This window comes from Streptomyces sp. NPDC000880 (assembly GCF_053599675.1).
Genome location: NZ_JBSFMS010000038.1, coordinates 35,250 through 55,563, shown reverse-complemented (window position 1 = coordinate 55,563; position 20,314 = coordinate 35,250). Strand labels below are relative to the sequence as shown.

Genomic DNA, 20,314 nt, shown 5'->3' with positions numbered 1-20,314 from the left:
GTCCCGCCGGGCCCGGTGCGCGGCGTACGCGGCGGTGGCCTCGCCCTCGCGGTCGTCGCCGATCCGGCCGCCGACGACCCCGTACCCGTACACCGCGGCGTGCTCCGCGGCGAGCGCGGCCTGCACTGCGTCCAGCGTGCTCATCACGAGTCCCTCTTCGTCAGCAGGTACGCATGCGCGGCGCCGGCCGCCGCTACCGACGCGAGCAGCCGGGCCAGCTCCGGCTCCGCGTCGACCAGGGAGGCGAAGTGCCCGTCGGAGATCCGCCGCTCTGCCGTGGCCAGCGCCTTCAGCGCGGCCCCCGCATCGGCGGGAACGGCCGGCGGAGCGACCGCGGGCAAGGCGGTCACCGCCGGGCCCGCGAGCGCCGTGACATGCTCGGCCACCGCCGCCCGCAGAGTCGCCAACTTCTCTGCCAGTGCGGGATGTTGCGCGATGACGGTGTCGTACTGGTCACGCAGCGCCCCGCTCGTCGCCGCCAGCCGACGCCGCAGCGCCGCCTCCGCGCGAGCCGGGTCCGCCGCCGAGCCGGACGTCCGCCGGCGTTCCGGCTCCTCGGTCGAACAGCCCGTCAACACTCCGGCAGCGGCCGCCCCCGTCGCCATGAGCGCACGCCTGCGTGTCGTCCCCGTGCGCCCCACGCCTGTCTCCCTCGGACCTCGCAGTGATCATCGCCGCAGGCGAGCGTACCTGCGGGTCCGGCCGAGGTGGACGGCAACACCCCCCGGGACCGGATACCCTTTGATCTGACACGCGACGATCCCACAACAGCACACGCGGCCGAGGAGTCACCCGGATGAGCACCACCCAGAGCGAGAGGCTGCGCGGGCTGCTGGAACCGCTCGTCAGCGCCGCGGACCTGGATCTGGAAGAGATCGAGGTGTCCCGGGCGGGCAGGCGCCGCGTGCTGAGGATCGTCGTGGACTCCGACGAGGGCGCCACGCTGGACGCCTGTGCCGAGCTGAGCCGCGCGATCTCGGAGAAGCTGGACGAGACGGACGCCATGGGCGAGGACGAGTACGTCCTCGAAGTGAGCTCGCCCGGCGCCGACCGCCCGCTGACCGAGCACCGCCACTACGTACGCGCCGTCGGCCGACTGGCCAGGCTCCAGCTGCATGAGGGCGGCGAGATGGTCGCCCGCATCCTCGCCGTGGACGACGAGGGACTTGACCTCCAGGTACCGGGCGTGAAGGGGCGCAAGCCCACCGCCCGCCGGATCGCCTTCGCCGAGATCGCCAAGGCTCGTGTGGAGCTCGAGTTCAACCGCAAGGACAAGAAGGAAGAGGAGGCGTAGCCGTGGACATCGACGTAAAGCTCCTGAAGGGCTTGGCACAAGAGAAGGAGATCCCCTTCGACCTGCTGGTCGAGGCAATCGAGTCGGCCCTCCTCATCGCATACCACCGCACTGAGGGCAGCCGCCGCCACGCCCGTGTCGTGCTCAGCCGCGACACCGGCCATGTGACGGTCTGGGCGAAGGAGGACCCGGCCGACCTCGAAGAGGGCCAGGAGCCCAAGGAGTTCGACGACACCCCCTCCGACTTCGGCCGGATCGCCGCCACCACCGCGCGCCAGGTCATCCAGCAGCGGCTGCGGGACGCGGAGAACGACGTCACCTTCGGTGAGTACGCCCGCCGTGAGGGCGATGTCGTCGCCGGCATGGTGCAGCAGGGCAAGGACCCCAAGAACGTCCTGGTCAGGCTGGACGACAAGCTGGAGGCGATCCTGCCGGTGCAGGAGCAGGTGCCGGGCGAGGAGTACACCCACGGCCTGCGCCTGCGTACGTATGTCGTGCGCGTCGCCAAGGGTGTGCGCGGCCCGTCCGTGACCCTCTCCCGCACCCACCCCAACCTGGTGAAGAAGCTCTTCGCGCTGGAGGTCCCGGAGATCGCGGACGGCAGCGTCGAGATCGCGGCAATCGCCCGCGAGGCCGGCCACCGCACGAAGATCGCGGTCCGCTCGACCCGCTCGGGCCTCAACGCCAAGGGCGCCTGCATCGGCCCGATGGGCGGCCGTGTGCGCAATGTCATGGCCGAGCTGCACGGCGAGAAGATCGACATCGTGGACTGGTCGGACGACCCGGCCGAGATGGTGGGCAACGCCCTCTCGCCGGCCCGCGTCAGCAAGGTCGAGGTCGTGGATCTCGCCGCCCGGTCCGCGCGCGTGACCGTCCCGGACTACCAGCTGTCGCTGGCGATCGGCAAGGAGGGGCAGAACGCCCGGCTGGCGGCCCGCCTCACCGGTTGGCGCATCGACATCCGCCCCGACACGGAGCAGAGCGCCGAGCCGGGCCCCGACCGGGGCTCCGACCGGGGCTCCGACCAGGACTGAGGACTGACAGCGGGGCCTCACCCAGATCGAGACAACAACCGTTCGATTTTTGCCCCCAAGGGGTGAGGTCGGTGCGGGGAGGTAGACTGAACGTGTCTGGTCGGACGCATGCCCGCGTATGCCCTGAGCGAACCTGTGTGGGATGCCGGGAGCGAGCGGCCAAGAGCGATCTGCTGCGCATCGTGGTGATCGGAGGCGCCTGCGTCCCCGATGATCGCGGTACGCTGCCCGGCCGGGGTGCGTATGTACACCCCGCCTTGGTCTGTCTCGACCTGGCGGTCCGCCGCCGGGCGTTCCCCCGGGCCTTCCGGGTCCAGGGACCGCTCGATACCGCGGATGTACGCCGGTATGTCGAGCAGGCGGCACAGTAAGAAGAAGTACGGCACGGAACCCCGTGCGGTCAGGTACCTCGCGAGTTGGAAGTAGGTCGAGATTGCGATGAGCACTCGATGAGTACGCGATGAGTACGCCCATGAAGTAGCGACGGTCCGGCGGTAACCCGGACCTAAAAGGAGCGAAGTGGCTAAGGTCCGGGTATACGAACTCGCCAAGGAGTTCGGCGTGGAGAGCAAGGTCGTCATGGCCAAGCTCCAAGAACTCGGTGAATTCGTCCGTTCGGCGTCCTCGACGATCGAGGCGCCGGTTGTACGTAAGTTGACTGATGCTTTGCAGGGACCCGGCGGCAACGCCGGGAAGTCCGCTGCCAAGCCCGGCGCGCCCCGCAAGGCCGCGCCCGCCAAGCCTGCCGCGCCCTCCCCGGCGTCGTCGGCCCGTCCCGCTGCCCCCAAGCCCGGCGCCCCGGCCCCCAAGCCGGCCGCAGCCGAGGCTCCGGCGAGCAGCACCCCCAGCACCCCGTCCGCGGCCCCGGCTTCCGCCGGCCCGCGTCCGGGTCCCAAGCCCGCACCGGCCAAGCCCGCTCCGGCGGCTCCGGTGCCCGCGGCCGAGTTCTCGGCCCCGGCTCCGGCACAGCCCAGCGCGCCGCAGGCCCCGCGTCCCGCGGGTGCCACTCCCGGGCCCCGTCCTACCGGTGGCTCTGCCCGTCCGGCTCCGGCCGGCGGTCAGCGCGACGGCGGCCGTGACGGTGGCCGTGGTGGCGAGCGTCCGGCGCGTCCCGCCGGCCAGGGCGCCCCGCGCCCCGGCGGTCGTCCGGCCGGTCCCCGTCCGGGCAACAACCCCTTCACCTCGGGTGGTTCCACCGGTATGGCGCGCCCGCAGGCGCCCCGCCCGGGTGGCGCGCCCCGACCCGGTGGCCACGGCGGTGCCGCTCCCGGCGCCCCGCGTCCGCAGGGTGGTCCCGGCGGCGCTCCCCGCCCGCAGGGTCAGGGCGGTACCCGTCCGAGCCCCGGCGGCATGCCGCGTCCGCAGGCGCCGCGTTCTGCCGGAGGCCCTGGCGGCTCCCCCGCGGGTAACCGCCCGAACCCGGGCATGATGCCGCAGCGTCCTGCTGCCAGCCCCCGTCCTGGTGGCGGTCCCGGCGGCGGCGGTGGCCGTGGCCCCGGTGGTGCCGGCGGCGGCGGTCGTCCCGGCGGCGCCGGTGGCGGTCGTCCCGGTGGCGGCGGCGGTTTCGCCGGTCGTCCCGCTGGTCCCGGTGGCGGTCGTCCTGGTGGCGGCGGCGGTTTCGCCGGTCGTCCCGGTGGCGGTGGCCCCGGTGGTGGCGGCGGCTTCGGTGGCGGCGGTGGCCGTCCCGGCTTCGGCGGACGTCCGGGTGGTCCCGGCGGCCGTGGTGGCACGCAGGGCGCCTTCGGCCGTCCCGGCGGCCCGGCGCGTCGTGGCCGTAAGTCGAAGCGGCAGAGGCGCCAGGAGTACGAGGCCATGCAGGCCCCGTCGGTCGGCGGTGTGATGCTGCCTCGCGGCAACGGCGAGACCGTTCGCCTGTCGCGCGGTGCTTCCCTCACCGACTTCGCGGAGAAGATCAACGCCAACCCGGCGTCGCTCGTCGCCGTGATGATGAACCTCGGCGAGATGGTCACGGCCACGCAGTCGGTCTCCGACGAGACCCTGCAGCTGCTGGCCGACGAGATGAACTACACGGTTCAGATCGTCAGCCCGGAGGAGGAGGACCGCGAGCTTCTCGAGTCCTTCGACATCGAGTTCGGCGAGGACGAGGGCGGCGAGGAAATGCTCGTCTCCCGTCCGCCGGTCGTGACCGTCATGGGTCACGTCGACCACGGTAAGACCCGACTCCTCGACGCCATCCGGAAGACGAATGTCATCGCGGGCGAGGCCGGCGGCATCACGCAGCACATCGGTGCGTACCAGGTCGCCACCAAGGTCAACGAGGAAGAGCGTCGCATCACCTTCATTGACACCCCGGGTCATGAGGCGTTCACCGCCATGCGTGCCCGTGGTGCGAAGTCGACCGACATCGCGATCCTCGTGGTGGCGGCGAACGACGGTGTGATGCCCCAGACGATCGAGGCGCTGAACCACGCCAAGGCGGCCGACGTGCCGATCGTGGTCGCGGTCAACAAGATCGACGTCGAGGGCGCCGACCCGACCAAGGTGCGCGGTCAGCTGACCGAGTTCGGTCTGGTCGCCGAGGAGTACGGCGGCGACACCATGTTCGTCGACATCTCCGCCAAGCAGGGTCTGAACATCGACTCCCTGCTGGAGGCCGTGGTCCTGACCGCGGACGCTTCGCTCGACCTCCGGGCGAACGCGGAGATGGACGCGCAGGGTATTGCGATCGAGGCCCACCTCGACCGCGGCCGCGGCGCCGTCGCGACCGTCCTGGTCCAGCGAGGCACGCTGCGCGTCGGTGACACGATGGTCGCCGGTGACGCGTACGGCCGTGTCCGCGCGATGCTCGACGACAAGGGCGAGAACGTCGAGGAAGCGGGTCCCTCGACCCCCGTCCTCGTCCTCGGTCTCACCAATGTCCCGGGCGCAGGCGACAACTTCCTGGTTGTCGACGAGGACCGTACGGCCCGTCAGATCGCTGAGAAGCGCGCCGCCCGTGAGCGCAACGCCGCGTTCGCCAAGCGCACCCGCCGGGTGTCCCTCGAGGACCTCGACAAGGTGCTCAAGGCCGGCGAGGTGCAGCAGCTCAACCTCATCATCAAGGGCGACGCGTCCGGTTCGGTGGAGGCTCTCGAGTCCTCGCTGCTCCAGCTCGACGTCGGCGAAGAGGTCGACATCCGAGTGCTGCACCGCGGTGTGGGTGCGGTCACCGAGTCGGACATCGACCTGGCAATGGGATCCGACGCCATCGTCATCGGCTTCAATGTCCGCGCGGCCGGCCGTGCCTCGCAGATGGCGGAGCGCGAGGGCGTCGACGTCCGGTACTACTCGGTGATCTACCAGGCCATCGAGGAGATCGAGGCGGCCCTCAAGGGCATGCTCAAGCCGGAGTACGAAGAGGTCGAGCTCGGCACGGCGGAGATCCGCGAGGTCTTCCGCTCGTCCAAGCTGGGCAACATCGCGGGTGTTCTCATCCGCTCCGGCGAGGTCAAGCGCAACACCAAGGCCCGGCTCATCCGCGACGGCAAGGTCATCGCGGAGAGCCTCAACATCGAGGGTCTGCGCCGCTTCAAGGACGACGTCACCGAGATCCGCGAAGGCTTCGAGGGCGGTATCAACCTCGGAAACTTCAACGACATCAAGATCGACGACGTCATCGCGACGTACGAGATGCGCGAGAAGCCGCGCGGCTGATGCGGCCCGGGGGCATAGCCCCCTAGGCAGCACTGCGGTCCGGGGCCGGTCGGCGGAGAGTATTTCCGTCGATCGGCCCCGGCCGTTGCGTGTACGGTTCTTGTGTCCCTGCCAAGTGACCGAGGGGCCCTCTAACCCGTACCGGCGGGACATCCGGACATACATGTATGTGGGGACACTGTCCTTCGATCTGCTCCTCGGCGACGTACGGTCGTTGAAGGAGAAACGCTCCGTGGTCCGCCCGATCGTGGCCGAGCTCCAGCGCAAATACGCGGTGAGCGCGGCGGAGGTGGGCGGACAGGACCTCCACCGCAGGGCCCAGATCGGCCTGGCAGTGGTATCCGGGGACACGGGGCACCTCACAGACGTACTCGACCGGTGCGAGCGCCTTGTCGCCGCCCGGCCGGAGGTGGAGCTGCTGTCCGTGAGACGCAGGCTCCACAGCGACGAAGACTGAATGAGCAAGGCAGAGAAGGAGAAGGACCAGTGGCCGACAACGCGCGGGCGAAGAAGCTGGCGGACCTCATCCGGGAGGTGGTCGCCGAGAAGCTGCAGCGCGGCATCAAGGACCCTCGCCTGGGTACGCACGTGACCATCACGGACACCCGCGTCACCGGTGACCTGCGGGAGGCCACGGTCTTCTACACGGTGTACGGCGACGACGCGGACCGGGCCAGCGCGGCAGCCGGGCTGGAGAGCGCCAAGGGCATCCTGCGCTCGTCCGTCGGTGCCGCGGCGGGAACGAAGTTCACGCCGACCCTGACGTTCGTGGCGGACGCGCTCCCGGAGACCGCCAAGACGATCGAGGACCTCCTCGACAAGGCGCGTGCCTCCGACGCCAAGGTGCGCGAAGCCTCCTCGGGCGCCACGTACGCCGGCGAGGCCGACCCGTACCGCAAGCCCGAGGACGAGGACGAAGCCTCGGAATGACCCAGCAGAACAGAACTCCCCCAGCTACCGCTGGAAGGGGTCCCCAGAACGGCCTTGTCATTGTCGACAAGCCGTCCGGCTTCACTTCGCACGACATCGTCGCCAAGATGCGCGGGATCGCCAGAACCCGCCGCGTCGGGCATGCGGGGACGCTCGACCCCATGGCCACCGGAGTGCTGGTGCTGGGCGTCGAGAAGGCCACCAAGCTGCTCGGGCACCTCGCGCTGACCGAGAAGGAGTACCTCGGCACCATCAGGCTGGGGCAGAACACCGTCACCGACGACGCGGAGGGCGAGATCACGTCGTCCGCGGACGCGTCCGGGGTTTCCCGGGAGGCCATCGACGCGGGCGTGGCCAAGCTGACCGGCGACATCATGCAGGTGCCGTCGAAGGTCAGCGCCATCAAGATCGACGGCAAGCGGTCGTACGCGCGCGTACGCGGCGGCGAGGACTTCGAGATCCCGGCCCGTCCGGTGACCGTCTCCTCGTTCCAGGTGTACGACGTCCGGGAGACGGTTACCGAGGACCGCACTCCGGTCGTCGACGTGGTCGTATCGGTGGTCTGCTCCTCCGGTACGTACATCCGCGCCCTCGCCCGTGACCTCGGCGCCGGTCTCGGCGTCGGCGGGCATCTGACCGCGCTGCGCCGCACGCGGGTCGGTCCGTACGGACTGGACGCGGCGAAGACGCTCGAGCAGCTCCAGGAGGAGCTGACCGTGATGCCGATCGCCGAGGCGGCCGCGGCCGCGTTCCCGCGCTGGGACGTGGACGAGAGGCGCGCCAAGCTGCTCACCAATGGCGTACGGCTGGACATGCCGGCGTTCGACTCCGCGCCGGTGGCGGCCTTCGGGCCGGACGGGCGGTTCCTGGCGCTGGTGGAGGAGCAGAAGGGCAAGGCCAAGAGCCTCGCCGTCTTCGGCTGAGCGTGCCGGTCCGAGGTTGATCCCATCGTGGAACGGGCAGGGCCACTGCCCGTTCCACGATCCCCCTCGGAAGAAGGTCTATCCGCCGCCGCCCCCGGATTCACCCCTTCGGGCAGGCGCTCGGAGTGACCGCGGGTGCACTGAGGGGGCGCTTTCGGTACGCCTCCTTCTCCCGGTGATCACCGCCGACCTAACGTCGACAACATGGGACGCGGGAACCTGGCGACGCTGGTACACATCTGCGATCCGGCGGGACGGCCGCGCGGGACCGGGTTCGTCGCCGACGACCTCGGCACGGTCGTGACCAGCCATGAGGCGGTCGACGGGCTGGTGCGGGTGATGCTGCACCGGCCCGGCGACCGCATCTGCCTCGCCGAGGCCGACGCCATCGTCCCCCTGCCGGAGACCGGCCTGGCACTGGTGCGCACCGGAGGGCTTGGAGTGCGGCCGCTGCCGATCAGCGCGCGGGAGCGGGTCGAGCCGGGGACGTACGTACGGCTCGCCGCTCGAGGCTGGCGTGAGGCGCGCGTGCTCGGCGCCGCTCAGGTGACGTACACCGCGACCGATCGCCTCCATCTGGTCGGCGACGTCCTGGAGTTGGCGATCGGGACGGACGGCAGCGACGCGCTGCGGCTGGGTGGCGAGGCCGCCGGGGGACCGGTGCTCGACTCCTCGACCGGCGCGGTGCTCGCCGTCCTCGGCACCGCGCCGCAATCCGGACACCGGGCGGCCGGGTTCGTGCTGCCGCTGCGGGCCACCGGCCGGCCGCCGGACGGGCCGCTCGCCGAACTGCTGCGGCGCAACGCGGCGACCGTCCCTGGATACGGGCACGACCTCAACCTCGCGGCCGTGCTGGAGCTCACCGCGACCTCCGTGGGGTCGGCCGGAGGGTCGAGCGCCTGGCCCGAGCCGGTGGAACGAGCGGACATCGTAAGGGAGTTGGCATCCTTCACCGCCTTGGTGATGGGGCTCGTGGGTGATCCGGGAACGGGCCGCACGACCGAACTCGCCGCGCTGGCCGCCCGGCGGGCCCGCGGACCGGAACCCGCACCCACCGTGCGGCTGCGCGGCGCCGATCTGCACGCTGACGACACATCGGTAGCCGACGCCGTCGCGCGCACCCTCAAACAGGCCGGCCGTATCCTCGCCGCTTCGGGCGCCCGCGGCGCCATGGACTTCGTCACACCCGAGCTGGTCGCGCGCCTCGCCCGCGAGGCCGGGCGGCCGCTGCTCGTGCTGCTCGACGGGCCCGAGGAGATGCCGTCCGCACTGGCTCGCCGGCTCCCCGACTGGACGGCGGGGACCGTGAACTGGCTGAGTTCCTGCGGTGTGCGGATGGTCGTCGGCTGCCGGCCCGAGCACTGGGAGCAGGCCGGGGCGCTGTATCAGCCGGATGTACTGCACCGGCCCGCCACGCCAGCGCACCGGCTGCCGCCTGCCCTGCACATCGGCGCACTGTCCACCGGCGAGGCGGAGCGCGCACGGGAGCGGTACGGGCTCCCGGCCGGGACGGTCGCCGCCGTGGACGAACGGCATCCGCTCGCGCTGCGGCTGCTCGCGGAGGTACGGGAGGCGCTGCCCGGCGAGGTGCCGGGGCGGCCGTCCCGCGAGGACGTCTTCACCGCGCATCTGGACCTGCTGTGCCTGCGGATCGCGGTCCGCGTCGCCGCGGGCTCCCGGCTGCCGCTGCGGGGCTCCGCCGTGCGTCGGCTGGCGGCGAAGGTGGCCGGCCAGGTCCACGAGGCGGCGCGGCGCTGCCTCGGGTCCGGGCAGGGGGAGCTGGACCGTGAGTCCTTCGAGGAGATCTTCCCGTGGGGAACCGGGTGGGCATCCGCAGTACTCACCGAGGGCCTGCTGGTCCAGGCGGGCGCCGGCTACCGCTTCGCGCACGAGGAGTTCGCCGACTGGGTCCAGGGCGCGCACCTCGACATCGATGCCGCGCTCCACTCCCTGGTCCACCGCTGGCATGCGCGGGCGCCGGTGGGGCTGCCGTCCCGGCCGGGGGCGAGCGGGGGGCGTGGGAGCGGCTATGTGCCGCCACCGCCGGACTCGGGGGAGCCGGAACCGCGCTCGCTGCCGGTTCCGCGGCATCGCATCGGCCCGGTCGTGCAGGCCCTACTGCTCCTCGACCGGGTGCACGGTCCCGGGCAACTGGCGCGCAGGCTGGAGAAGTTGGTCGAAGCGCTGGACGGGCTGGACGGGTTGGAGAACGCGAGTGGCGAGGCGGGCGCGCGGCTCGACGATGCCCGGTGGTGGGGAGCCCATCTGCTGGGGGAGGCGCTCCTGCGGGTGCCCGAGGCCGGGGCGTACCTCCCAGTACTGCGGCTGCTCGCGGAGCGGATCACCCGGGCTTCCGTACGTGAAGGCGGGCCCCGGCACCCGGGCGGGCTCGGCGAATTCGGGCCGTGGTTCTGGGAGCGGCTGCGGGTGACCGAGGCCCAGCGGATCGATCTGCTGCGACGGCTCGTGCCCGCGGACGAGGTGCGGGGGCATCGCACAAACCCGCGCTATCTGGATTCCGTCGTCGCGCGGCTCGCCGCCGATCCCAGCGCCGTACAGCCGATGCTCTGTCGCTGGTTCACCGACGGTACGCCGCTGCCCGCCGGCCCCGATGCCAAGGTCCGGCCCACCGTGGCCGCCGCCGCCCAGGCCCTGCTCTACGCCCGCCGTGGCCTCGCCATCGACGACCTCATCGAGACCCTCGCCGCGACCGCACACCCCCGCGCCGACGAGCTGCTGACCGAACTCGCCGAGGAGGAGCCGTCCACCCTGTGCCGGGCCGTCGACCGCTGGGCGCAGGACCCGATGCCCGAGCGGCGGGTCGCGGCCGCCGCCTACGGCCTGGCCGCCGTCGCCCAGGTCACCACCGACGCCGACCGCGAGCTGCTCAGGTACGCGGCCCTCGCCCTGCTCGCCAGACCCTCCGACACCGCCCTGCACGGCTCCGCCCTCGCCCTCCTCGTCCACGATCCGCACACCCGGCCCCGCTATCTGGCCAGGGCGCTCGAGGCCTTCGGGGCCGGCGACCCGCTGCTGCCCGCGAGCGCGCTGGCCGCCGCGCTCACCACGCACCCCGAGCCCGTCCTGGCCGCCTTCCAGACGCGGCTGCACCAGCCAGGCGACGGCGCGGGGGAAGTGCTGCGGGCCCTCGCCGAGGTCACCACCCCCGCGTCGGCCCGCCGTGCCGCCGCGCTCGTCGGCGAGTACATCGACCACCGGCCCGACGGCGCGGCTCACGCCGCAGCCTTCGTCGACCGCCGCCTGGAACACGGCCCAGCCGCCCGCACCATCCTGTTTCCACTGGTCACCGGCCTGCTGCGGGGTCGGCCCGGCCGGGTCCGGATGGCCCTCGTGCCCGTCCTCGCGGCGCCGGGCAGCCGGGCCTCGCGGCCGCTGCGGGCCGAGCTCCTCGACGTACTGCTGGAGTACGAGCAGTACGCGACACGTGACCTCGCCGTCCTCGACGCCCTGCTGCGGGCCGCCGCGCACGGCTGCGCGACCCGGCCGGAAGCCCGCACCCGCGAGCTCGTCCACCGCACCGGCCTGCTCCTCGTCCGCACCTCCGAGGGCGCGACCTGCTTCGACCGGCTGCTCGTCGAGCTGGCCCGCGAGGTCCCCGGCTTCGCCGCGCTCGTCGCGGGATGGCTGGAGCGGACCCCGCAGGAGTGGGCAGTGGTGGTCGGCCCGAGCGCGCGCCGGATGGTCGAGACCCTGGGCAGCCCGGTGCCGATGCGAACCGACGGTCGCGGGCATGGCAGTCTTAGACCTGCGTAACCGGCAATGACGTACACAGGTTCGGGCGAGGAGCGGTCACAGTGCAGCGCTGGCGTGGCTTGGAGGACATCCCCCAGGACTGGGGACGCAGCGTCGTCACCATCGGCTCCTACGACGGGGTCCACCGCGGTCACCAGCTGATCATCGGGCGGACGGTGGAGCGGGCGCGCGAGCTCGGGGTGCCGTCGGTCGTCGTGACCTTCGACCCGCACCCGAGCGAGGTTGTCCGCCCCGGCAGCCATCCGCCGCTGCTCGCGCCGCACCACCGGCGCGCCGAGCTGATGGCGGAGCTGGGCGTCGACGCGGTGCTGATCCTTCCCTTCACGCGCGAGTTCTCGAAGCTGTCGCCCGCGGACTTCATCGTGAAGGTCCTGGTCGACAAGTTGCACGCGTGCGCGGTCATCGAAGGCCCGAACTTCCGCTTCGGCCACAAGGCCGCGGGGGATGTCGCGTTCCTGGCCGAGATGGGCGCGACGTACGACTACGACGTCGAGGTCGTCGATCTCTACGTGAGCGGCGCGGCGGGCGGCGGCGAGCCCTTCTCCTCGACCCTGACCCGCCGCCTGATCGCGGCCGGAGACGTCGAGGGCGCGGCGGAGATCCTGGGCCGCCCGCACCGCGTCGAGGGCGTGGTGGTGCGGGGCGCGCAGCGGGGCCGTGAGCTGGGTTACCCGACGGCGAACGTGGAGACGCTGCCGCACACGGCGATCCCGGCGGACGGGGTGTACGCGGGGTGGCTGACAGCGGCGGGCGAGAGGATGCCGGCCGCGATCTCGGTGGGCACGAACCCGCAGTTCGACGGTACGGAGCGGACGGTGGAGGCGTACGCGATCGACCGGGTGGGGCTGGATCTGTACGGGCTGCATGTGGCGGTGGACTTCTTGGCGTATGTGCGGGGGCAGCAGAAGTTCGACTCGATCGAGGCGTTGCTGGACGCGATTGGGGAGGACGTGAAGAAGTGCCGCGAGCTGACGGCGTCGGCGTAGCGCGGGCGCCCGGGGCGCGGGAGCCTCTCCGGGTGCTCCGGTCCGGGGCGCGGGCCCTGGGCTGACGGGCCCCGGTCGCGCCTCCCCTTGCGCCGTCCCAAGGCCCCGGCGCACCCCACGCGCCCTTCACGCCCAGTGGCACGCCACCCCCGCCCCACCCAGCACCCCCATCTCCTCCGATCGGCACCTGTCCGCCACCCCTGCCCTCTCCGCCTCGCCCGACGCCAGCACCTGGCAGCGCGCGTGAAAGCGGCAGCCCCCAGGGATGCGGGACGGGTCCGGGGGTTCGCCCGTCAGGACCACCGGGGGGATCGCCGAGTCCGGGAGGACGGACAGCAGCGCCTGGGTGTAGGGGTGTTGGGGACTCGTCAGCACGTCCTCGACGGTGCCGGACTCCACGATCCGGCCCAGGTACATCACCGCCACCCGGTCCGCGATGTTCCACGCGAGCCCCAGGTCGTGCGTCACCACCAGCGCGGACAGGCCCAGTTCGTCCCGCAGGCGCAGCAGCAGCGCGAGGATCTCGCCGCGTACGGACGCGTCCAGTGAGGCCACCGGCTCGTCCGCGACGATCAGTTCGGGTTCCAGGACGAGTGCCCCGGCGATGACGACGCGCTGGCGCTGGCCGCCCGAGAGTTCGTGCGGGTAACGCAGGAAGAAGCGGTCCGGCGGCCGCAGCCCGGCCCGCGAGAGCGCCTCGGCCACGGCCGGGCGTTCGTCCCCGGTGTACCCGTGGATCCGCAGGCCCTCGGCCACCGCGTCGTACACCGTGTGCCGCGGGTTCAGCGAGCCGCTCGGGTCCTGGAGGACCAGCTGGACGCGCTTGCGGTACGACTTCAGCGCGCGGGAGGTGTACGACAGCGGCGCACCGCCGAAGGTGACCGCGCCAGATGTCGGCGCCACCAGGCCCAGCAGTGAGCGTGCCAGCGTCGTCTTTCCGCAGCCGGACTCGCCGACCAGGGCGACGATCTCGCCCGCGCCGATGTCGAGGTCGACGCCGTCGACGGCGCGGGCGGCCGGCCCGCCGCGCCGCCCGGGGAAGGTGACGTGCAGACCGGTGGCCGAGAGCAGGGGAGTGGTGGTCATGACTGGCTCCTGGGTACGGCCCCGGCGGCGCGGTGAACCGGGCGGGGGAACTGAGGAGTTCGGGACCGGCGTGTCACAGCGGCACCGCCCCTACGTGGACGCATGCCGCCAGGTGCCCCTCGCCGACCGCCGACAGCACCTGGTCCTGGCGCGCACACGCGTCCATCGCGACCGGGCAGCGCGGGTGGAACGTACAGCCACTCGGCAGCGCCGACGGGTCGGGCGGGTCGCCCGGCAGGCCGCGCGGGGCCCGGCGCGAGGCGACGTCGCCCACGCGCGGGAAGGCCGCGGACAGGGCGCGCCCGTACGGATGCTCCGCCGCGCTGTACACCGTCTGTGCCGGGCCCTCCTCGACGATCCGGCCCGCGTACATCACCGCAAGCCGGTCGCAGGTGTCGGCGAGCACCGCCAGATCGTGGCTGATCATCAGGAGGCTGATGTCCTGCTCGGCGACCAGTTGCTCGATCAGTCGCAGGATCTGCGCCTGGATCATCACATCGAGCGCGGTGGTCGGCTCGTCCGCCACGATGAGCTGAGGGTCGCAGGCGAGCGCCATCGCGATCATGACGCGCTGGCGCTGGCCCCCGGACAGCTCGTGCGGATACGCGTCCGCGCGGGAGACGGGCAGCCCCACGTGCTGAAGCAGTTCGGCGACCCGCTTCTTCGCCGCCGTCAAAGTGGTCTTGCGGTGCAGCAGGATCGGCTCGGCGATCTGTTCGCCGACCCGGTGGACCGCGTTGAGCGAGTGCATCGCGCCCTGGAAGACGATCGACGCGCCCGCCCACCGCACGGCCCGCAGCCGCCCCCACTTCATGGTGAGGACGTCCTCCCCGTCGAGGAGGATCTCGCCGGAAAGCTTGGCGGAAGCGGGGAGAAGGCGGAGCAGGGCCAGGGCCAGTGTGGACTTGCCGCAGCCCGACTCGCCCGCGATTCCCAGCTTCTGTCCGGCGGCCACGCTCAGATCCACACCGCGTACGGCCGGGACGGCCCGCGCCCCCGAACCGTACGTCACCTGCAGGTTCTTGACTTCGAGCAGGCTCTGCGCAGTCATCGAGTCACCCCCAGCTTCGGGTTGAGCACGGCCTCGATCGCCCGGCCGCACAGCGTGAACGCGAGCGCCACCAGCGCGATGGCGATCCCGGGCGGTGCCAGATACCACCAGTGGCCGGAGGAGACCGCGCCCGCCTCCCGCGCGTCCTGGAGCATGCCGCCCCAGGAGACGATCGTCGGGTCGCCGAGGCCGAGGAACGCGAGCGTCGCCTCCGTGAGGATCGCCGTGGAGATGCCGAGCGTCGTCTGGGCGAGGACCAGCGGCATGACGTTGGGCAGCACATGCCGGGTCATGATGTGGCTGTGGCCGCCGCCGAGCGCCTGGGCACGCTCGATGTACGGACGCGACTCGACCGCGATCGTCTGCGCCCGCACCAGACGGGCCGTGGTCGGCCAGCTGGTGACGCCGATCGCCAGGATCACCGTCCAGATGCTCCGGGACATCACGGTCGCGAGCACGATCGCCAGCACCAGCGTCGGCATCACCAGGAACCAGTCCGTGATCCGCATGATGACGGTCGAGAACCAGCCACCGTAGTGACCCGCGATGATGCCGACCAGGGTCCCGATGGCCACCGACAGCGCGGCAGCCAGCAGTCCGACGGTGAGTGAGATCCGCGCGCCCCACACCAGCAGCCCGAGCAGCGAGCGCCCGAACTGGTCGGTGCCGAGGGGGAATTCGCCGCTCGGCGACTCCAGCGCCGTGCCCGGCGCGTTCGTCACGCTCTGCACATCGCTGCCGACGAGCAGCGGCGCGGCGATCGCGATCAAGACGATGAGCGCGAGCGCGCCGAGGCCGAAGAGGCCCGCCCGGTGTGTGCGGTAGGAGCGCCAGAAGCGGGCCACGGATTCGCGGCGGCGTGCCCAGGCGAGGGAGCGCGCGGTCCGAGTGGTACGTGCGGTCTTCGGGACCGGAGTGATCGTCATCGGCCCACCCGGGGATCGAGCAGCGGATAGAGCAGGTCGGCGAGGAGATTCATCAGGATCATCGCGCCGGCGAAGACCACGAAGAGCCCCTGCACCAGCGGCAGATCGGGCACGCTCAGCGCCTGATAGAAGAGCCCGCCCAGGCCCGGCCACGAGAACACCGTCTCGACGAGGATCGAACCGGCCGCCACATGGCCCAGATTGATGAAGACCATCGTGACGGTGGGCAGCAGCGCATTGGGCACGGCATGCCGGCGGCGTACGGCATCGTCCCGCAGCCCCTTCGCCCGCGCCGTCGTCAGATAGTCGCTGCCCATCTCGTCCAGCAGCGACGAGCGCATCACCAGCAGTGTCTGGGCATACCCGACCGCGACCAGCGTGATGACCGGGAGCACCATGTGGTGCGCGACATCGCCGATGTACGCGAAGCCGGTCTTGTCGCCCGACTCCATGCCGCCGGTCGGGAACAGACCGGGGATCGGGCCGACGCCCACCGAGAAGGTGATGATCAGCAGCAGGCCGAGCCAGAACGACGGGACGGACCACAGGGTCAGCGCCACACCCGTGTTGAGCTTGTCGCCGAGGCTGCCGTGCCGCCAGGCGGAGCGAGTGCCGAGCCAGAGCCCGATCGTCGAGTAGATCACCACGGCGACCCCGGTGAGCAGGAGCGTCGCGGGCAGTTTCTGCGTGATCAGCTCGCCGACGGGCGCGTGGAACTGGTACGACGTGCCGAGATCGCCCGTCAGCGCCTTGCCGCAGTAGTCGGTGAACTGCTGCCACATCGGCTGGTCGAGGCCGAACTGGCGGCGGAGTGCGGCGAGCTGCTCGGCCGACGTCGGCATGCCGTGCGTCATGGCCTTGACCGGGTCGCCGGGGATGATCCGGAAGAGGAAGAAGCTGGTGACGAGCACGGCGAGCAGCGAGATCGCCGCGCCGCCCAGCCTGCCCGCCACATAGATGAGATAGGCGCGTGCGCCGCCGCTCGCGGCGCGGGCCTCGGGGGCCCGCACCACGGCGGCAGTGCCGGTCGTGCTTGTGGTGCTCATCGACTATTCACGGTCTTCCGCGGTGGTACGCCGGCGCTTCGCGACGAAGAGCCCGAGGGCGGCGGCGAGGACGACAGCAGCGCCGATGCCGATTACGACACCCGTCGAGGAGCCGCTGTCGGAGCTGCCGTCGCCCGCGGCCGGCTCGGCCGACCACCAGCTCCAGTAGCCGTCCTGGCCCCAGAGATTGCCCGCAGCCTCCGGCATCGTCTTGATGGACTTGATCTGGTCGGTACGGTACGCCTCGACGGCGTTCGGATACGCGATGACATTCATGTATCCGGTGTCGTACAGGCGAGACTGCATCTGCTTGACGAGCCCGGTCCGCTTGGCCGCGTCGTACTCCGCGGTCTGCTGCGCGTACAGCTGGTCGAACGGCTTGTCGCAGATGAAGTTGTCGGTCGCTCCGGTGTCCTTGGGTGTGGCGGGGAGCGCGGCGCAGGTGTGGATGGACAGGACGAAGTCCGGGTCCGGGTTGACCGACCAGCCGTCGAAGGCCAGGTCGTAGTCTCCCTTGAGCCAGGGGTCGGAGACATTGTCGAGACAGTCGACCTTGAGCCCGATGCCGAGCTCGCCCCACCACTCCTGCAGATACTTGCCGATCGCCTTGTCGTTGGGGTCGGTGGCGTGACAGAGGATGCGGAGATCGAGGGCCTTGCCGTCCTTGCCGACGCGCTTGCCGCTGCCGTTCTTCTTGTAGCCGGCCTGGTCGAGCAGGGCGGCTGCCTTCGCCGGGTCGTACGTGATCTTCTGGCTCGTGCCGGGCTTCCAGAAGTACGAGTCGAAGCGCGGCGGGATGTAGCCCTCGCCCTCGACGGCGTGGCCCTGGAAGACCTTGTCGACGATGGTCTTGCGGTCGGTGGCCTGGAAGAGCGCCTTGCGCACGGCCGGGTCGAGCAGGGCCCTGTGGCCGTTTCCGAATGTCTTGCCGTCCTTGGACCTCGCCCCCGGGTTGGTGGCGAGAGCGAGAAAGCGGCGGCCCGGAGCGTCGTTGACCTTGATGTTCTCGGCGCTCTTGAGGGCCGTGGCCTGGGCGGGGGTCAGGCCCTGGACGAAGGAGACCTCGCCCTTCTGCAGCGCCGCGACGGCCGCGTCGCCGTCCTTGTAGTACTTGAGCACAAGCTCGTCGAACTTGGGCGCGCCGCGCCAGAAGTCCTTGTTCGGCTTGAGCTTGACGAACTGGTCGACCTTGAAGTCGGTGACGACGAACGGGCCGTTGCCGACGACCGGAAACTGCTTGTCGTTGTTGAACTTCGAGAAGTCGCCGACCTTCTCCCAGACGTGCTTGGGCACGATCGGCACATCGAGCGCCGTCATGGTGGCCTGAGGCTTCTTCAGCTCTATGACCAGCGTCTCGGGGTCCGGGGCTGTGACCTTCTTGAAGTTGGCGGTGAAGCTGCCGTTGGCGGTGGCGGCGTTCTCGTCCGTCATCATCTTGTTGAAGGTCCAGGCGGCGTCCTCGGCGGTGGCCTGCTTCCCGTCGGACCACTTGGAGTTCTTCCGGATGGTGTACGTCCACGTCAGCTTGTCCGGGGACGTCTTCCACTCGGTGGCCAGGCCCGGGACCGGGTGAGCGTCCTTGACGTCGTAATTCGTCAGGTACTCATAGGCCAGTCGGTGGATGGTGGTGCTGACAAGCTTCTGCGCCAGGAACGGGCTGAGGGAGTCCACGCTCTGCGAGACGGCGACGGTGAGGACCTTCTTGCCGCCGTTGTCCTTGCCGTCGTCGGCGGCCTGGGCCGAGGGGGTTGCTGTTCCGGCCACCAGTGCGGCGGCGGCGCCTGAGGCCAGAAGCAGTCGGATGCGGGCTGGAACCTTTGTGACCATGGGACGGGCACCTCGCGTCATCACTCGCTCGGAGAAGGCAGGTTGAGCTCGGGTTCGCCAATTGGTGGAGCGAGGTTTATCAGCGGCGGTCGATTGCGTCAACGGCCCGTAAACCCCCGTGTGGGCTGCGGGAATACGCTGGGGCCCGCACCGTGGAGACGGTGCGGGCCCTCATTGGTTCAGTCCTCTGTAGCGCTACTGCTGAGGGGCTGGCGGTGCCTGCTGCTGCGTCCATCCGGCAGGCGGTACGGGCCCCTGCAACTCGGGTTGTCCAGGGTCACCCGGCTGGCCCTGCTGACCGGGGTGACCTGGCGGGCCGGGCGGCGGCCCGGCCGGGCTCGCGGGGGACTGGGCCTGGGAGGGCAGCGACTGCTGCCAGCCCTGCGGCGGGTACGGCTGGTGGGGCTGGCCTCCGTACGGCTGCTGCGGCTGGCCCTGCGGTGGGTAGGGCTGCTGAGGGGGCTGCGGCTGCTGATGAGGTACGTACGGCTGACCGGGCATCGGCTGGCCCGGGATCTGCTGCTGCCCCGGATTCTGCTGGTGGCCCGGCATCGGCGGGGCAAGGTGCGGCGGCGGGTTACCGTCCGCCATCCACAGCCCCTGCTGCTGCTGGGCCCGTACGAAGTCCTCCGCAATCAGCGCGGAGAGATTGAAGTACGCCTCACGGGTCTTCGGGCGCATCATGTCCAGGTCGACCTCGGCGCCCGCCGACAGGTGCTCGTCGAAGGGCACCACGATCACACCGCGGCAGCGCGTCTGGAAGTGCTGCACAATGTCATCGACCTTGATCATCTTGCCGGTCTCGCGTACCCCGGAGATGACCGTGATGGAACGCTGCACCAGCTCGGCGTACCCATGCGCGGACAACCAGTCGAGCGTCGTCGACGCGCTGCTCGCACCGTCCACGGACGGCGTCGAAACAATGATCAACTGGTCGGCCAGATCGAGCACTCCACGCATCGCGCTGTAGAGCAGACCGGTGCCGGAGTCCGTGAGGATGATCGGGTACTGCTTGCCCAGTACGTCGATCGCGCGCCGGTAGTCCTCGTCGTTGAAGGTCGTGGAGACCGCCGGGTCCACGTCGTTGGCGATGATCTCCAGACCGGAGGGCGCCTGCGAGGTGAACCGGCGGATGTCCATGTATGAGTTGAGGTACGGGATCGCCTGCACGAGGTCGCGGATGGTGGCCCCGGTCTCGCGGCGCACCCGGCGGCCGAGGGTGCCGGCGTCAGGGTTGGCATCGATCGCCAGGATCTTGTCCTGCCGCTCGGTGGCCAGCGTCGAGCCGAGCGCGGTGGTCGTCGTGGTCTTGCCGACGCCGCCCTTGAGGCTGATGACCGCGATCCGGTAGCAGGACAGCACCGGCGTACGGATCAGGTCCAGCTTGCGCTGCCGCTCGGCCTCCTCCTTCTTGCCCCCGAGCTTGAAGCGGGCGGCGCTCGAGGGGTTGCGGCTGCTCTTGGCCTTCTGCTTGTTGTTGCGCAGGAGGCGGTCGGAGGAGAGCTCGACGGCCGCGGTGTATCCGAGCGGGGCGCCCGGCACGGAACGCTCGCGCTGGTCGTGCGTCACCTGCGCGGGCCAGGCGGCACCGGTGCGCGGGTCTGTGGGACCGACCGGAGGCTGGGGATGGGGCGGGCCCTGGGGGGCCTGGGGGTGCGCCTGCGGGTGAGACTGCTGCGCGGGCAGATGGGGCGTGGCGGGCACGGGCAGGTTGGGCGTCTGCGGCGGCAGGGGCACGGGCTGCCCCGGGTGGGGGAAGCCGTAACCGGTCTGCGGCGTCTGG

At 71.1% G+C, this 20,314-nt stretch carries 16 protein-coding genes and 1 pseudogene; 9 read left to right on the top strand and 8 right to left on the bottom strand.

From position 1 onward, the window contains the following. Window positions 1–135: pseudogene (locus ACWDO5_RS15535) on the bottom strand (DUF4439 domain-containing protein); the annotation flags it as partial. Between the two features lie 8 nt (window positions 136–143). Beyond that, window positions 144–641 (bottom strand): hypothetical protein, encoded by a 498-nt coding sequence (locus ACWDO5_RS15530; RefSeq protein WP_450530799.1) that lies wholly within the window; start codon window positions 639–641, stop codon window positions 144–146. Between the two features lie 155 nt (window positions 642–796). On the opposite strand from ACWDO5_RS15530, the gene rimP reads away from it, so the two are divergent. The 9 genes from rimP (at window position 797) to ACWDO5_RS15485 (ending at window position 12,595) form a co-directional block, all read left to right on the top strand. Further along, window positions 797–1,294, top strand: a complete 498-nt coding sequence (gene rimP, locus ACWDO5_RS15525) for a ribosome maturation factor RimP (RefSeq protein WP_450530798.1) — start codon at window positions 797–799, stop codon at window positions 1,292–1,294. A 2-nt stretch (window positions 1,295–1,296) separates the two neighbouring features. Then, a complete protein-coding gene (gene nusA, locus ACWDO5_RS15520; protein WP_450530797.1) occupies window positions 1,297–2,328 on the top strand; it encodes a transcription termination factor NusA in 1,032 nt (343 codons plus the stop codon). Window positions 2,329–2,420: 92 nt separating this feature from the next. Then, window positions 2,421–2,699, top strand: coding sequence for a YlxR family protein (locus ACWDO5_RS15515; RefSeq protein ID WP_450530796.1), 279 nt, complete (start codon window positions 2,421–2,423; stop codon window positions 2,697–2,699). Window positions 2,700–2,847: 148 nt separating this feature from the next. Continuing rightward, window positions 2,848–5,982: a translation initiation factor IF-2 gene (gene infB / locus ACWDO5_RS15510; RefSeq protein ID WP_450530795.1), complete on the top strand. Its 3,135-nt coding sequence runs from the start codon at window positions 2,848–2,850 to the stop codon at window positions 5,980–5,982. Between the two features lie 163 nt (window positions 5,983–6,145). After that, window positions 6,146–6,439: a DUF503 domain-containing protein gene (locus ACWDO5_RS15505; protein ID WP_450530794.1), complete on the top strand. Its 294-nt coding sequence runs from the start codon at window positions 6,146–6,148 to the stop codon at window positions 6,437–6,439. Between the two features lie 29 nt (window positions 6,440–6,468). Continuing rightward, window positions 6,469–6,912 (top strand): 30S ribosome-binding factor RbfA, encoded by a 444-nt coding sequence (rbfA, locus tag ACWDO5_RS15500; RefSeq protein ID WP_450530793.1) that lies wholly within the window; start codon window positions 6,469–6,471, stop codon window positions 6,910–6,912. After that, window positions 6,909–7,835 carry a tRNA pseudouridine(55) synthase TruB gene (gene truB / locus ACWDO5_RS15495; protein ID WP_450530792.1) on the top strand — a complete coding sequence of 309 codons (927 nt, stop codon included), beginning with the start codon at window positions 6,909–6,911 and terminating at the stop codon, window positions 7,833–7,835. Before rbfA ends, truB begins: the two co-directional genes overlap by 4 nt. Window positions 7,836–8,039: 204 nt before the next feature. Beyond that, window positions 8,040–11,609 (top strand): trypsin-like peptidase domain-containing protein, encoded by a 3,570-nt coding sequence (locus tag ACWDO5_RS15490; protein ID WP_450530791.1) that lies wholly within the window; start codon window positions 8,040–8,042, stop codon window positions 11,607–11,609. Window positions 11,610–11,650: 41 nt separating this feature from the next. Further along, complete coding sequence (locus tag ACWDO5_RS15485) at window positions 11,651–12,595, top strand: bifunctional riboflavin kinase/FAD synthetase (RefSeq protein ID WP_450530790.1); 945 nt, start codon at window positions 11,651–11,653, stop codon at window positions 12,593–12,595. 126 nt (window positions 12,596–12,721) lie between these two features. On the opposite strand, the gene ACWDO5_RS15480 is transcribed toward ACWDO5_RS15485, so the two are convergent. From ACWDO5_RS15480 to ACWDO5_RS15455, 6 genes are all read right to left on the bottom strand, one after another. Next, window positions 12,722–13,681 carry an oligopeptide/dipeptide ABC transporter ATP-binding protein gene (locus ACWDO5_RS15480; RefSeq protein ID WP_450530789.1) on the bottom strand — a complete coding sequence of 320 codons (960 nt, stop codon included), beginning with the start codon at window positions 13,679–13,681 and terminating at the stop codon, window positions 12,722–12,724. A gap of 73 nt (window positions 13,682–13,754) precedes the next feature. Continuing rightward, window positions 13,755–14,732, bottom strand: a complete 978-nt coding sequence (locus ACWDO5_RS15475) for an ABC transporter ATP-binding protein (RefSeq protein WP_450530788.1) — start codon at window positions 14,730–14,732, stop codon at window positions 13,755–13,757. After that, window positions 14,729–15,658: an ABC transporter permease gene (locus ACWDO5_RS15470; protein ID WP_450530787.1), complete on the bottom strand. Its 930-nt coding sequence runs from the start codon at window positions 15,656–15,658 to the stop codon at window positions 14,729–14,731. The genes ACWDO5_RS15475 and ACWDO5_RS15470 overlap by 4 nt, the downstream gene beginning before the upstream one ends. Further along, on the bottom strand, window positions 15,655–16,704 hold the full coding sequence (locus tag ACWDO5_RS15465) for an ABC transporter permease (RefSeq protein WP_450530786.1): 1,050 nt from the start codon (window positions 16,702–16,704) through the stop codon (window positions 15,655–15,657). The genes ACWDO5_RS15470 and ACWDO5_RS15465 overlap by 4 nt, the downstream gene beginning before the upstream one ends. Window positions 16,705–16,707: 3 nt before the next feature. Then, window positions 16,708–18,531, bottom strand: a complete 1,824-nt coding sequence (locus ACWDO5_RS15460) for an ABC transporter substrate-binding protein (protein WP_450530785.1) — start codon at window positions 18,529–18,531, stop codon at window positions 16,708–16,710. Window positions 18,532–18,726: 195 nt separating this feature from the next. Next, the coding region (locus ACWDO5_RS15455; RefSeq protein WP_450530784.1) for a MinD/ParA family ATP-binding protein at window positions 18,727–20,314 on the bottom strand (1,588 nt) is incomplete at its 5' end.

Excerpts from the sequence above, each read along its gene's own strand:
- rimP (WP_450530798.1), top strand. The coding sequence starts at position 797 with ATGAGCACCACCCAGAGCGAGAGGCTGCGCGGGCTGCTGGAACCGCTC.
- ACWDO5_RS15465 (WP_450530786.1), bottom strand. The coding sequence starts at position 16,704 with ATGAGCACCACAAGCACGACCGGCACTGCCGCCGTGGTGCGGGCCCCC.
- ACWDO5_RS15490 (WP_450530791.1), top strand. The coding sequence starts at position 8,040 with ATGGGACGCGGGAACCTGGCGACGCTGGTACACATCTGCGATCCGGCG.
- ACWDO5_RS15470 (WP_450530787.1), bottom strand. The coding sequence starts at position 15,658 with ATGACGATCACTCCGGTCCCGAAGACCGCACGTACCACTCGGACCGCG.
- ACWDO5_RS15505 (WP_450530794.1), top strand. The coding sequence starts at position 6,146 with ATGTATGTGGGGACACTGTCCTTCGATCTGCTCCTCGGCGACGTACGG.
- ACWDO5_RS15475 (WP_450530788.1), bottom strand. The coding sequence starts at position 14,732 with ATGACTGCGCAGAGCCTGCTCGAAGTCAAGAACCTGCAGGTGACGTAC.
- ACWDO5_RS15480 (WP_450530789.1), bottom strand. The coding sequence starts at position 13,681 with ATGACCACCACTCCCCTGCTCTCGGCCACCGGTCTGCACGTCACCTTC.
- ACWDO5_RS15460 (WP_450530785.1), bottom strand. The coding sequence starts at position 18,531 with ATGGTCACAAAGGTTCCAGCCCGCATCCGACTGCTTCTGGCCTCAGGC.
- truB (WP_450530792.1), top strand. The coding sequence starts at position 6,909 with ATGACCCAGCAGAACAGAACTCCCCCAGCTACCGCTGGAAGGGGTCCC.